General features: G+C 68.5%; 13 protein-coding genes. 2 read left to right on the top strand and 11 right to left on the bottom strand.

Features of this window, described 5'->3' with window-relative positions; all coding sequences use genetic code 11:
• Positions 1 to 16 precede the first annotated feature (16 nt).
• The 5 genes from TTY48_RS12240 to TTY48_RS12220 all read right to left on the bottom strand — a co-directional run bounded on the left by TTY48_RS12240 (position 17) and on the right by TTY48_RS12220 (position 3,792).
• Positions 17 to 1,060, bottom strand: coding sequence for an alpha/beta fold hydrolase (locus TTY48_RS12240; protein ID WP_220657753.1), 1,044 nt, complete (start codon positions 1,058 to 1,060; stop codon positions 17 to 19).
• 24 nt (positions 1,061 to 1,084) lie between these two features.
• Positions 1,085 to 1,384, bottom strand: a complete 300-nt coding sequence (locus TTY48_RS12235) for a DUF2516 family protein (RefSeq protein ID WP_220657752.1) — start codon at positions 1,382 to 1,384, stop codon at positions 1,085 to 1,087.
• Between the two features lie 73 nt (positions 1,385 to 1,457).
• Positions 1,458 to 2,000 carry a heparin-binding hemagglutinin gene (locus TTY48_RS12230; protein ID WP_220657751.1) on the bottom strand — a complete coding sequence of 181 codons (543 nt, stop codon included), beginning with the start codon at positions 1,998 to 2,000 and terminating at the stop codon, positions 1,458 to 1,460.
• Positions 1,997 to 2,380 (bottom strand): helix-turn-helix domain-containing protein, encoded by a 384-nt coding sequence (locus TTY48_RS12225; RefSeq protein WP_220657750.1) that lies wholly within the window; start codon positions 2,378 to 2,380, stop codon positions 1,997 to 1,999. The genes TTY48_RS12230 and TTY48_RS12225 overlap by 4 nt, the downstream gene beginning before the upstream one ends.
• 86 nt (positions 2,381 to 2,466) lie before the next feature.
• Positions 2,467 to 3,792 carry a DUF445 family protein gene (locus TTY48_RS12220; protein WP_220657749.1) on the bottom strand — a complete coding sequence of 442 codons (1,326 nt, stop codon included), beginning with the start codon at positions 3,790 to 3,792 and terminating at the stop codon, positions 2,467 to 2,469.
• A gap of 60 nt (positions 3,793 to 3,852) precedes the next feature.
• Here TTY48_RS12220 and TTY48_RS12215 point away from each other — a divergent pair, with 60 nt between their 5' ends.
• Complete coding sequence (locus tag TTY48_RS12215; RefSeq protein ID WP_220657748.1) at positions 3,853 to 4,716, top strand: polyphosphate kinase 2 family protein; 864 nt, start codon at positions 3,853 to 3,855, stop codon at positions 4,714 to 4,716.
• Between the two features lies 1 nt (position 4,717).
• Here TTY48_RS12215 and TTY48_RS12210 read toward each other — a convergent pair whose 3' ends face one another.
• Together TTY48_RS12210 and TTY48_RS12205 are read right to left on the bottom strand one after the other, a co-directional pair.
• The gene (locus tag TTY48_RS12210; RefSeq protein ID WP_220657747.1) at positions 4,718 to 5,953 is read right to left on the bottom strand and encodes a low temperature requirement protein A; all 1,236 of its coding nucleotides are present in this window, start codon (positions 5,951 to 5,953) and stop codon (positions 4,718 to 4,720) included.
• Positions 5,954 to 6,005: 52 nt separating this feature from the next.
• The gene (locus TTY48_RS12205; protein WP_220657746.1) at positions 6,006 to 6,758 is read right to left on the bottom strand and encodes an SDR family oxidoreductase; all 753 of its coding nucleotides are present in this window, start codon (positions 6,756 to 6,758) and stop codon (positions 6,006 to 6,008) included.
• Between the two features lie 124 nt (positions 6,759 to 6,882).
• On the opposite strand from TTY48_RS12205, the gene TTY48_RS12200 reads away from it, so the two are divergent.
• Complete coding sequence (locus TTY48_RS12200; protein WP_255585653.1) at positions 6,883 to 7,776, top strand: LysR family transcriptional regulator; 894 nt, start codon at positions 6,883 to 6,885, stop codon at positions 7,774 to 7,776.
• Here TTY48_RS12200 and TTY48_RS12195 read toward each other — a convergent pair.
• The 4 genes from TTY48_RS12195 to aceA all read right to left on the bottom strand — a co-directional run bounded on the left by TTY48_RS12195 (position 7,764) and on the right by aceA (position 11,953).
• On the bottom strand, positions 7,764 to 8,534 hold the full coding sequence (locus tag TTY48_RS12195; RefSeq protein WP_220657744.1) for a class I SAM-dependent methyltransferase: 771 nt from the start codon (positions 8,532 to 8,534) through the stop codon (positions 7,764 to 7,766). The genes TTY48_RS12200 and TTY48_RS12195 overlap by 13 nt on opposite strands.
• Entirely contained in the window at positions 8,531 to 9,478 is a 948-nt protein-coding gene (locus TTY48_RS12190) for an NAD(P)/FAD-dependent oxidoreductase (protein WP_220657743.1), read from the bottom strand. The genes TTY48_RS12195 and TTY48_RS12190 overlap by 4 nt, the downstream gene beginning before the upstream one ends.
• A gap of 185 nt (positions 9,479 to 9,663) precedes the next feature.
• Positions 9,664 to 10,533: a 3-hydroxybutyryl-CoA dehydrogenase gene (locus tag TTY48_RS12185; RefSeq protein ID WP_220657742.1), complete on the bottom strand. Its 870-nt coding sequence runs from the start codon at positions 10,531 to 10,533 to the stop codon at positions 9,664 to 9,666.
• A gap of 127 nt (positions 10,534 to 10,660) precedes the next feature.
• Positions 10,661 to 11,953 carry an isocitrate lyase gene (aceA, locus tag TTY48_RS12180; RefSeq protein WP_220657741.1) on the bottom strand — a complete coding sequence of 431 codons (1,293 nt, stop codon included), beginning with the start codon at positions 11,951 to 11,953 and terminating at the stop codon, positions 10,661 to 10,663.
• Positions 11,954 to 12,206 lie beyond the last annotated feature (253 nt).

Raw genomic sequence — 12,206 nt, 5'->3', positions numbered from 1 at the left:
TTCGACGGTTGAATCCCTACGCGGGCGCGGGGATCTCCTCGTCGACGATGGAGTCGAGGAGGGCGTTGAGCTTCTCCGGCTGCTCGATGGGCAGCATGTGGCCGGCGTCGCGGATCACGGCGAACCGGTCGAGGTGCCCGGTGAGACGCAGCTCGGCGGCGATGACCTCGGCGTCGGCGGGCGGGGTGAGGTGGTCGAACTGGCCCACGACCACGGAGGTGGGGATGGTCAGCTTCTGCAGGCCGTCGGTCACGTCGAGACCGGCGAGCACGCGGCCCCACTCGGCGCGGACATCGGAGGGACAGGTCGCGACCATGTCCTCGGTGTACCGGACGGCGCCGTACGAGGAGTAGCCGCACAGTGCGGTGTAGCGCAGGACGGCGGTGTGGAGCCGGTTGTGGCGCACCTTGATCGGCGATCCGAGCACCGACGAGCCGACGCGGCCCACGAAGCGCGGGGCGAGCCGGTTCACGGGCGCGAGCAGGGTGGCCCCGACGAATCCGGGCACGGCGTCGCGCGCGTAGGTGGACACGAGGACGGCGTGGTGCGCCCGCTCGGCGACCTCGTCGGTGTACTTGCCGGCCCAGGCCATGATGGTGATGGCGCCCATGCTGTGCCCCACGAGCAGCGCCTTGCGGTCGGCGGGGACGGCGGCGCCGAGCACCGCGTGCAGATCGTCGGCGAGCACGCCGGTGGTGTACGCGAAGGCGCCGGGCTCCGATTCGCCGTGGCCGCGCTGGTCGTAGGTGACCACGCGGTAGCCGCGGCCGACCAGGTGCTCGACCTGGCCGGGGAAGTTGGCGACGTTGCAGGTCCAGCCGTGCACGAGCACGGCGACCGGACCGTCGACGGGGCCCCAGCTGCGCACGTGCAGACGGGTGCCGTCACCCGAGACGACGAAGCCGTCCTCCCGGGGACCGGCGTAGTCCTCGATCAGCTTGGCGCCCTGCGGCACCGCGGGGGCCCGGAGCACATAGGTCGCTGCACCCGCAGCGGCGCCGGCCGCACCGACTCCCAGGGCGCCCAGGGCGCCGAGAGCGAGCTTGCTGGAATTCTTCATGGAACCAACCCTACTAACTTCTACTCAATAGCGGGGACGCCGGACCTCGTCGAGCTTGGGCCGGGCGTCGAGCAGGTACACCATCGAACCGATCGCCCCGATGATGACACCGGTGCCGTTCAGGTAGGCCATCGCGAAGAGGGTGCACACGACGAGCGTGATGATCCAGTAGTTCTTCTGCCACTTGTTCGCGGCGGTGAACGCCTGCGCCGGGGTGCGCGCCGCATGGAACAGCGCGAAGAGGCCGCCACCGACGACGAGCAGCTGCACCACGGTCAGCGCGACCGTGGTCATGGTGAAGTAGCCCGTCCAGAATGTGTTCATGCCACCAGGGTAAAGGTCGGGCGCCCGGCGGCAATGCCGCCGGGCGCCCGGGCTCGCACATCAGTGATGCGGATTACTTGCTGTTCGCGACCTCGTCGGCGGCCTCGGCGGCCTCCTCGTCGGCGCGGCCGACCAGCTTGGCGGCGCGCTCGCCGACCTGCTTGGCGGCGTCGGCGACCTGGCCCAGCGAGGACTCGGTCAGCTCGACGGCCTGGTTGTACGCCTTGGTGGCCTGGCCGGTGGCGTCCTCGACGATCGAGCCGGACTTGATCCGCTCGAAGGCCGACTCGCCGCGCTCGGCGAGGGACTCGTAGATGTCGGTGGCGACCTGGATGTAGGCGGCGGCGACCTTGCGCAGCTCGTCCGAGGTGAAGCGGGCGCGCAGCTCGTCGACGTCCTTGGGCAGGCCGTCCTTGGCGTCGGTCAGCTTCGCGGTCGCGGTGCCGGCGGCCTCCTCGACCTTGGCCTTGGCCTCGGCGACGCGGGTGTCGAAGTCCTTCGACGCGTCGGTCGCGGCGGCGCGCAGCTTCTCGATGACCTCGGCGACGGCCTCGTAGGCGTAGTCGCCGGCACCGATGGTCGCGAAGAGCGGGGTCTTCAGGTTCTGCTCGGTCATGGTTGGATCTCCTTCAGTGCAGTCTCGTTCTCGCGGCGGAAGCTCTCGTAGACATCGAGAAGCGCCTGCTTCTGCCGCTCGTTGATGGCCGTGTCCGCTATCAGCGCGTCACGCACGGGAGATTCCGCACGTTCCTCGAGGATCCCGGCCTGCACGTAGAGCACCTCGGCCGACAGCCTCAGCGCCTTGGCGATCTGCCCGAGCACGTCAGCGGACGGTCGACGGAGCCCCCGTTCGATCTGGCTGAGATACGGGTTGGACACCCCCGCCTTCTCGGCCAGCTGCCGGATGGACACCTCTGCCGCGAGACGCTGCGCCCGGATGAACTCGCCGATGTCCGAACCGCTCGGCTTCTCCTGCGGCTGGGCCTCGTCCGTCATTTCCGGTCTCCCGTCTGCGCGGCTGACACCACGCTAACACTGAGTGCTAACTCTTGCAAGCAGTTTGTTAGCACGATGATCGCAAATCAGAACAACAACTGGGTGACGGTGTAGATCAGCAGTCCCGCAATGGAGCCCACGACCGTGCCGTTGATCCGGATGAACTGCAGATCGCGGCCCACCTGGAGCTCGATCTTCTCGGAGGCCTCGTCGACGTCCCACCGAGCGACGGTGTCGGTGATGATCGAGGTGATCTGTCCGGCGTAGTTGGCCACCAGGTGCCGCACGGAGCGGTCCACCCAGTAGTCGGCCTTGCCGCGCAGCGACGGATCGTCGCGCAGTCGCACGCCGAACCGGGCGGCCGACTCGCTGAACTTGGACCGCAGCGTGGAATCGGGGTCCTCGACCGAGGCCTCGATCATCCGCTTGGCTGCGCGCCAGGCGGCCTGCGCCGCGGTGCGCACCTCCTCGCGCCCCATCAGCTCGGCCTTGACGTCCTCCACCTTGGCGATGGTGCGCGGATCGTGCTGCAGATCCGAGGCGAAGTCCCACAGGAAGGTGCTCATCGCGTGCCGCACCTCGTGGTCGGGATCGCTGCGCACCTTCCACGTGAACTCGACGAGCTCGCGGTAGATCCGCTCCCCCAGCAGCGAGTTGACGAACTTGGGCGACCACTGCGGACCGTCGGTGTCGACGATCTTGTCGATCACGCCCTGGCTCCCGAGGGCCCAGTGGTGCGCGCGCTCGGCGAGCAGGTTGATCAGCGGCAGGTGGCGCTGCTCCTGCAGCAGCGTCTCGACCAGCCGCCCGATCGGCGGCCCCCACTCGGGCTCGGCGAGCCGCTTGATGATGGTGCTGTTGAGCACCGCCTCGACGTCCTCGTCGCGCAGCACCTCGCTCATCACCTTGACCAGCTTCGCCGCCTCGGCGCCCAGCTTCTGCGAGTTGTCTGGGTCGGCCATCCAATTGGCCACGCGGTCGGTGAGTTCGAGCGAGCCCACCTTCTCCGCGATCACATCGGGCGTCAGGAAGTTCTGCTCGACGAACCCGCCCAGCGCATCACCGAGCTGGTCCTTCTTCTTCTTGATGATCGCCGTGTGCGGGATCGGGATACCGAGCGGATGCCGGAACAGCGCCGTCACCGCGAACCAGTCCGCGAAACCGCCGACCATGCCGGCCTCGGCGGCCGCCTTCACGTATCCGACCCACGGGCCCGCGATCGGCAGATCGGAGCCGTAGGTGTCGAGGTACTCGCAGAACAGGTAGATCACGGCCGCGCCCAGCAGGAAGCCGAGTGCGACCGCCTTCATCTTGCGCAGGTCCCGTCGCTTCGCCTCGTCCGGAGTACCGAACGGGCTCGACGATCCCGGCCCTGAACGCTCGGGCTTCGTCGCCCCAGTTGCCACCGTCACGAGTCGATCTTGCCCGAAACTCCGACATGAGGGGCGGAAGGGTGCGGCTAGGGTTGTGGAATGGCGAAGAACAGCGGATCGGACGGCTGGACCACCTCGGCCTCGGAGGCACTGCGGTGGCGGGCGGGCTCGCAGGTCACGGACATCGACACGAGCGGCAAGCCCGGTTTCGACGGTGACAAGGCGCTCGGCGAGCAGCTGTTAGCAGAACGCGGTGAGCGGCTCTCCGAATTGCAGGAGTTGCTGTACGCGAACGGCCGGTCGGGCGATCACCGCTCGATCCTGCTGGTGCTCCAGGGGATGGACACCGCGGGCAAGGGCGGCATCGTGCGGCACGTGATCGGGATGGTCGATCCGCAGGGCGTCAAGGCAGCCTCGTTCGGCAAGCCGACCGAGGAGGAGCTGGCGCACGACTTCCTGTGGCGCATCCACAAGCAGACCCCCCAGGGCGGGCAGATCGGCGTCTTCGACCGCTCGCACTACGAGGACGTGCTGGTGGTGCGCGTGCACGATCTGGTTCCGGCATCGGTGTGGGAGCCGCGGTACGACATCATCAACGACTTCGAGGCCGATCTGATCGCCGCGGGCACCACCATCGTCAAGTGCGCGATGTTCGTCTCCCTCGACGAGCAGAAGAAGCGCCTGCAGGAGCGGCTCGACCGGCCCGACAAGTACTGGAAATACAACCCCGCCGATATCGACGAGCGCGGCTACTGGCCGAAGTACCAGGAGGCCTATCAGGCCATGCTGGACCGCACGAACACCGACGGTGCGCCCTGGAACATCATCCCGGCCGACCGGAAGTGGTTCTCGCGCTTGGCGATCACCGAGCTGCTCATCGAGGCGCTGGAGAAGCTGAACCTCGACTGGCCGCCCGCCGATTTCGACGTGGAGACCGAGAAGGCGCGGCTGGCGAAGGCCTGATTCAGGCCGCCAGTCGCTCCGCCCGGCGTGAGCTGGACCAGAACTCTTCGGCGAGCACCTGCACCACGAGGGCGACGGCGCTCCACACCACCACGGCGAGCGGGGTGGCGCCGTAGTGCACCGCTACCAGGCCGGCGCCGAGCAGCAGCAGGGTGATCGCGACGGTGACGGCCCGCTTACCGTCGTATCCGGTGAGATAGCCGTCCATGACGGCGATTCCGAGCACGGCGATCCCCACCGGGATCACTACCGCCGAGGCGACCACGAGGTTGCTGACGTGCGCCTCGCGGGAGACACCGAGGGCCTCGACGTGCAGGCCCGCGCCCACGGCGGCGACGGCCATGAAGATCACGATGTGGCCGTAGCCCCACGGGAAGCACTTGTCCTTGTTCGCCGCGAGTGCGTGCGCCACGGGGATGGAGAAGTAGATCCACCACAGGCAGAGGTTCACCGCCAGCGCGGCGACGCCGAAGACGCCGACGTCGAAGCTCCAGCCCTGCGCCTTGACCAGCGCCTGCATGGCGACCACGGTGCCCACCACGCCCTCGCCGAGGGTGATGATGGTGAGCAGGCCGTAGCGCTCGGCGATGTGGTGCGGGTTCCACGGGGTGCGCTGTTTGCGCTCGGCGATCCACGGGCCGCCGAGTTCGACCACGTAGAGCAGTAGGCCGGCCACGCTGAGCTGCCCCAGGGTGAGCGGCGCGAGAGCGGTGAAGATCCAGCCGATCTGGGCGATCACGATGGCCACGATGTAGGTGATCGCGGCCTGACGGTACTGCGGCGACTGGATCGCCACCCGCGTCCACTGCGCCAGCATCGCCACGCGCATGATCACGTAGCCCAGCACGATCACGCCGTTATCGGGCGTGTGGCCGGCGGTGATCGACTCGAAGAAGGGCGCCACGCCGAGGCCGATGATGCAGACGCCCAGCATCTGCAGCATGGTGACCACGCGGAAGAGCCAGTCGTCGGTGTCGAACGCCGAGGCCATCCAGGTGAAGTTGATCCATGCCCAGATCGCCGCGAAGGCGCAGAACCCGAAGCCCAGGAAGGCCGTGAAGTAATGCGCCTCCGCGACGGCATCGGCCAGTTGCACGCCCGCCAGGGAGAAGACCACCACGAAGGTGAGGTCGAAGAACAGTTCCAGCGTGGTGGCGGTGCGCCCCTCTTCTTCGGGGTCGCGCCCCGTCATCCGAGTCAGGCGGTGGCGCACCGACGGTGCATGGGCCTCAGTCACTTCGTTCTCCTCCGGGGCAGCGACGGGACGCCCAATCCTAAGGCGACCGAAGTCAGCGCGTGGTGTAGCCGCCGTTGGCGAACAGCGTCTGCCCGGTGATCCAGTGGCCGCCCGGGGTGACCAGCAGGTCGATGATCGGCGCGATGTCGTCGATCAGGGTGAGGCGGTTGCCCATGCCCTGCGACTTGTGGAACTCGACGCGCTCCGGGGTCTCCTGGCCGTAGAAGAACGGGGTGTCCATGGGGCCGGGGGCGATGGCGTTGACGTTGATGCCGCGCACGCCGTACTCCTTGGCCGCCGCGCGGTTGAAGTGCTCCACCGGGCTCTTGCCGCCCGCATAGGTGGAGTAGCCGTCGGTGAAAGCGCCGAGCAGCGCGGTGACCACGGTGACCAGCGAACCGTTGTCGTTGAGCGTGCGGCCGGCCTCCTTGATGAAGAAGTAGGCGGCCTTGGCGTTGACGTCGAACATCGAGTCGTACTCGACCTCCGACGTTTCCAGGATCGGCTTGCGCAGCACCTTGCCCGAGGTGTTGACCGCGATGTCGATGCCGCCGAAGGCGTCCTTGGCCGCGTCGAAGAGCTCGGCCACCTTCGCCGGCTTGGTGAGATCGCCCTGGAACAGCAGTGCCTTGCCGCCCTCGGCCTCGACGGCCGCGGCGGTCTCGCGGGCCTCCGCCTCCGACGAGGCGCTGTTGTAGTGCACGGCCACGTTGGCACCGAGTCCGGCGAGGTGGCGGCTCACCAGACCACCGAGGTTCTTGCCGCCACCGGCGACGACTGCGGACTTGCCCGTGAGGATGCTCATACTGCGTTCTCCCTGTTCGTCGAATGCGAATGTGTTGCGATTCCAACGGTAGGCGCGGCATCGACAAACAACAATCGAGACTTCATGGATGATTCACAATCAACTCTTGTGCGAATATGGGGTGGTGCCCACCCACGACACCGTCCCCGACCTGCGCAGGCTGGAGCAGTTCGTCGCCGCGATGGAGGAACCCTCGCTCTCCGCTGCGGCGGCACGCCTGCATCTGAGCCAGCAGGCGCTCTCGGCCGCACTCAAGCAGCTCGAACGCGAGCTGGGCGTGGCGCTGTTCGTCCGGTCGGGGCGCCGCCTGGCGCCCACGCCCGCGGCGGTGAGCCTGTACGACGGTGCTCCCACGCTCCTCGCCGGTGCCCGCCAGCTCGCCCTGCGGGCCCGCAAGGCCAGTTCCACGACGCCCCCGCCTTTCGTGGTCGGGCGGAGTCCCGCGGTGACGGCGCGAGAGACGTACATCCTCCTGGAACCGCTCATCGCGCACCCGGATTCACCGTCGATCACGGTGCGCGAGCTGTTCCCCTCGGCGATGGTCGAGGAATTGCAGCGGGGCACCGTCGATCTGGTTCTGCGGCGTGGCACGGCCACCCCGGAGCGGCTCGCGGGGGCCACCCTCACCTACCACCCGCTCCGGATCGCACTGCACCGTGATCACCCTCTGGCGCAGCGGGAATCACTCACGTTGACCGATCTGGCCGGGTCGCCGATCACCGTGTGGGCGCCACAGCACGCCTCGTCGTACACCGATTTCCTTGCGGCGCAGTGCCGCCGCGCGGGTTTCGATCCAGATCTGGTGGTCAACCGGGTCCAGGGCACTCCCCCGGTCACCGCGGTCCTCACGCAGCCCCGGGCCGCCGCCTTCGTGACCGATCCCGCCGGGCCGCAGTTCGACGGCCAGGTGGTGGTGCGCGATCTCGACGATGCGCCGAAGGTCCCCCTGCAGGCACTGTGGTTGCCGCACACCAGGAACCGGCTTCGCACAGTACTCCTGGAGGCCTACCCCGACTGAGCCGGCTCCGCGGGCGCGATACCAGTCACGAACTGCCCCTGGCCGCTGAGCGTCTGCTGCACATCGGTGAGACCGTCCTCACGGAGCCAACCGGTGATCTCGTCGCGGCCGAACCAGCGGAAGCCGGTGGCCCGTTCGGCGGAGGCGCCGAACACCGAGGTCAGTGGAGTCTGCAGCGAGGTGAACAGGGCCACCCGCCCGCCGGGCGCGGTGACCCGCGCGATCTCGCGAACAGCCAAGCGCGGAGCCGGAATCAGGTAGAGCGCGGCCAGACAGACCACGGTGTCGAAGGTGCCGTCGGCGAAAGGCAGGTCCAGCGCGCTTCCGCGGACATAGGCCACGCGGTCGGCGGAGTTGTCCCGCACCGCCCGTCTCAGCATCGGTTCGGAGACGTCCAGCCCCACGGCGATCCCGTCGCCGGACAGCCTGCGCCCCAGCGGCCGGGTATAGAGGCCGGGGCCGCAGGCCACGTCGAGGATGCGTCGGTCGCCGCCCGAGGCGAGATCGTCGAGCAGCACGTCCTGGCGGCTCAGGGTGCCGGTGCCGCCCAGGCTGAACAGGCGGGTGAAGGCCGGGCGCCAGGCCTTCTCGTAGACCGCGGCCACTGCGGGCGCGTTCATCAGCATGTGGCTCAGGCCCGCGGGCCGCTCGACGCCGGGTCCGAGCACGTCGAGGTATCCGTGCACCCGCTGTGGCTCGTGGTGCAGCCGGCTGCGGTCCAGCATCGATTCCACCCGGTCGAGGGCGCCCGCGTTCATGGCGCCAGGCTAGCCCGCTCCCCGCGCGCCCGGGCCAGCTCGGCGTCGATGTCCCGCTCCAGGAGATGCGCGCTGATCGCGGCGGCGGCCACCGAGCCGGCACCGGCGGCGACGATCACCTGCGCCATCGGGTTCACCACGTTGCCCGCGGCCCACACGCCGGGTAGCGCGCGGCCCATCGGATCGACGGGCACGAAGCCGTTCTCGCCCCGCTCGGCGCCGAGTTCGAGCAGCAGCTCGTCCTGCGGCACGAACCGCGGGCCGACGAAGACGGCCTCCCGCGCGATCTCGGTGCCGTCGGCCAGGCGGACGGCGCGCAGCCGGTCGTCGGCCACATCGAGCCCGTCGACCTTCCCGTCGACGATCCGCACACCGCGGGCCTCGATCTTCTCCCGGTCGGCGGCGTCGATGTCGAGGCCGTTGGTGAAGAAGATCAGGTCGCGCGACCACTGCGGGATCAGCAGCGCCTGGTGCACCGACATCGCCGCGTTGTCGCCGCCGAGCACGGCCAGCGGGCGGTCGCGCACCTCGTAGCCGTGGCAGAAGGGGCAGTGGATCGCGTCGCGGCCGAACCGCTCGGCGACACCGTCGATCGACGGCAGCTCGTCGCGCAGGCCGGTGGCCACCAGCAGGGTGCGGGCGCGCAGCACCTCGTCGCCGGCGGTCACCTCGATGAGGTCGCCGTCGCGGCGCACGCCGGTCGCGGCGCCGGAGAGGATGCGCACGCCGTAGGCCTGCGCCTCGTCGCGCCCGATGCGCAGCAGCTCCGCAGGATTGAGGCCGTCGTGGCCGAGGTAGCCGTGCATGTGCGCGGCGGGGGCGTTGCGGGGCGATCCGGCGTCCAGCACGACGACGCTGCGCCGCGCCCGGCCGAGGACCTGGGCCGCGGTGAGGCCCGCGGCCCCGCCGCCCACGATGACGGTGTCGATGATGTTCTCGCTCATGCATCCCACCGTGCCCACCCGCGCACCGTCTGGCAATATTCCTTGCCAATCCAGCAAACAGCAACCGCCACTTCCCGACTTAACAGCATTAGCCCACACCGCATCCTGGGGAAACAGTGTGGGCTAACGCTGTTAAGTCCGGCGGGGCCGGCCGACGGTGGCCGACGGGGCCGGACGGTGCCGGGCTACTTGGCGGGGTACTCGTAGATACCGCGGCCGGACTTCTTGCCGACGTAGCCGGCCTCCACGAGACGCAGCAGCAGCGGCGGCGCGGCGTAGGTGGGCTCCTTGTACTCGGCGTACATGGCGTCGGCGATGAACTTCACCGTGTCCAGGCCCACGAGATCGGCCAGCTTGAGCGGACCCATCGGGTGCGCGCAGCCGAGCGTCATGCCCTTGTCGATGTCCTCGGCGGTGGCGAAGCCCGACTCGTACATGCGGATCGCGGAGAGCAGGTAGGGCACCAGCAGCGCGTTGACGATGAAGCCGGACCGGTCGGTGGCACGCACGACCTGCTTGCCCAGTACCTCGGAGGCGAACTGCTCGGCGCGGGCCGAGGCGGTCTCCGAGGTCGACAGCGAGCTGATCACCTCGACCAGCGGCAGCACCGGCACCGGGTTGAAGAAGTGCAGGCCCAGCACGCGGCCGGGGTTCTTCGTGGCGGTGGCGATGCGCTGGATCGGCAGCGACGAGGTGTTGGACGCGAGCACGGCATCGGGGTCGGTGATGACCTCGTCGAGCTTGCCGAAGATCTCGGCCTTGACGGCCTCGTTCTCCACGATCGCCTCGACCACCAGCTGGCGGTCGGCGAAGTCGGCGAGATCGGTGGTGAAGGTCAGCCGCTCGGCGGCCTGGTCCCGCTCCCGCTCGGTGATCTTGCCGCTGGACACGGCGCGGTCCAGCGACTTGAGGATGCGGGCGCGACCGCCGGTCGCGAGCTCCTCGGTGGCCTCCCAGACCAGTACATCGGCGCCTGCGCGGGCGGACACCTCGGCGATGCCGCCGCCCATCTGGCCGGCGCCGACGACGCCGACGCGCGAGATCTTCTCAGTCATAGTGTTTCCCAGTCTCGATCAAGAATCTGCGATGGATACGACGACGGGGGCGGGTCCGGTGTGGACCCACCCCCGACAGTCGGTGGTTCATGTCACGGCAGCTCAGTGAACTCCCGCAGCCAATTCCTTAGTGGAACTGGCCCTCCTCGGTCGAGCCCTTGAGCGCGGTGGTCGAGCTCTCCGGGTCGACGGTGGTGGCGATGCGGTCGAAGTAACCGGCGCCGACCTCACGCTGGTGCTTGGTGGCGGTGTAACCGCGCTCCTCCGAAGCGAACTCGCGCTCCTGCAGCTCGACGTAGGCCGACATCTGGTTGCGGGCGTAGCCGTAAGCCAGGTCGAACATCGAGTAGTTGAGGGCGTGGAAGCCGGCCAGGGTGATGAACTGGAACTTGAAGCCCATGGCGCCCAGCTCGTTCTGGAACTTCGCGATGGTCGCGTCGTCCAGGTGCTGCTTCCAGTTGAAGGACGGCGAGCAGTTGTAGGCCAGCAGCTGGTCCGGGAACTCGGCCTTGACCGACTCGGCGAACTTCTTGGCGAGCTCGAGATCGGGGGTACCGGTCTCCATCCAGATCAGGTCGGCGTAGGGCGCGTAGGCCTTGGCGCGAGCGATGCAGGGCTCGATGCCGTTCTTGACGTTGTAGAAGCCCTCGGCGGTGCGCTCACCGGTGACGAAGGGCTTGTCGCGGTCGTCCACGTCCGAGGTGATCAGGGTGGCGGCCTCGGCGTCGGTACGCGCGATGACAACGGTGGGGGTGTTCGCCACGTCAGCGGCCAGACGGGCCGAGGTCAGCGTGCGGATGTGCTGCTGGGTGGGGATGAGCACCTTGCCGCCGAGGTGGCCGCACTTCTTCTCCGAGGCGAGCTGATCCTCCCAGTGGGTACCGGCGGCACCCGCGGCGATCATGGCCTTCTGCAGCTCGTACACGTTGAGGGCGCCACCGAAGCCGGCCTCGCCGTCCGCGACGATCGGGACGAGCCAGTTGTCGATCGAGGTGTCACCCTCGACGCGGGAGATCTCGTCGGCGCGCAGCAGCGCGTTGTTGATGCGACGCACGACGGCCGGAACCGAGTTGGCCGGGTACAGCGACTGGTCGGGGTAGGTGTGGCCCGAGAGGTTCGCGTCGCCGGCGACCTGCCAGCCGGAGAGGTAGATGGCCTTGAGGCCGGCGCGCACCTGCTGCACGGCCATGTTGCCGGTGAGGGCACCCAGGGCGTTGATGTAGCTGTCGTCGCCCTTGGTCACGCCCTCCCAGAGGATCTCGGCGCCACGGCGCGCGAGGGTGTGGTCCTCGACGACGGTGCCCTGAAGCTCCTCGACCTGAGCGGCGGTGTAGTCACGCGTGATGCCCTTCCAGCGCGGGTTGGTGTCCCAATCCTGCTGGATCTCGGCGGCGGTCCTCGGCTGTCCGACGGTGCTCATTGGCTCCCCGTTCTTAAGTTGCGTCAGTGATCAAAAGGCAACCGGCGCCCCTCGACGGGGCGTGGCGATCCGGGGGTGTCGCTAACCCGATCCGCTCGTCCGGCGTAACGCCTTCACACACTGTGCCACACCTAAAGCCGCAGGCCAAGACGGTCGGCGATGCCAAATCAAGCCATGAAATCACGGCGATCTTGCGAATCTTGCGAAGGCGGGAGTCCGCGACTCGTTCAAAAAGTACGCGCGTACTGGGAGT

The sequence above is a fragment of the Tsukamurella sp. TY48 genome (assembly GCF_019656655.1).
GTDB lineage: Bacteria > Actinomycetota > Actinomycetes > Mycobacteriales > Mycobacteriaceae > Tsukamurella > Tsukamurella strandjordii.
Note: the sequence above shows the minus strand (reverse complement) of the source record. Positions and strands in the feature narration are given on the sequence as shown.

Excerpts from the sequence above, each read along its gene's own strand:
- TTY48_RS12240 (WP_220657753.1), bottom strand. The coding sequence starts at position 1,060 with ATGAAGAATTCCAGCAAGCTCGCTCTCGGCGCCCTGGGCGCCCTGGGA.
- TTY48_RS12235 (WP_220657752.1), bottom strand. The coding sequence starts at position 1,384 with ATGAACACATTCTGGACGGGCTACTTCACCATGACCACGGTCGCGCTG.
- TTY48_RS12230 (WP_220657751.1), bottom strand. The coding sequence starts at position 2,000 with ATGACCGAGCAGAACCTGAAGACCCCGCTCTTCGCGACCATCGGTGCC.
- TTY48_RS12225 (WP_220657750.1), bottom strand. The coding sequence starts at position 2,380 with ATGACGGACGAGGCCCAGCCGCAGGAGAAGCCGAGCGGTTCGGACATC.
- TTY48_RS12215 (WP_220657748.1), top strand. The coding sequence starts at position 3,853 with ATGGCGAAGAACAGCGGATCGGACGGCTGGACCACCTCGGCCTCGGAG.
- TTY48_RS12205 (WP_220657746.1), bottom strand. The coding sequence starts at position 6,758 with ATGAGCATCCTCACGGGCAAGTCCGCAGTCGTCGCCGGTGGCGGCAAG.
- TTY48_RS12195 (WP_220657744.1), bottom strand. The coding sequence starts at position 8,534 with ATGAACGCGGGCGCCCTCGACCGGGTGGAATCGATGCTGGACCGCAGC.
- TTY48_RS12190 (WP_220657743.1), bottom strand. The coding sequence starts at position 9,478 with ATGAGCGAGAACATCATCGACACCGTCATCGTGGGCGGCGGGGCCGCG.
- TTY48_RS12185 (WP_220657742.1), bottom strand. The coding sequence starts at position 10,533 with ATGACTGAGAAGATCTCGCGCGTCGGCGTCGTCGGCGCCGGCCAGATG.
- aceA (WP_220657741.1), bottom strand. The coding sequence starts at position 11,953 with ATGAGCACCGTCGGACAGCCGAGGACCGCCGCCGAGATCCAGCAGGAT.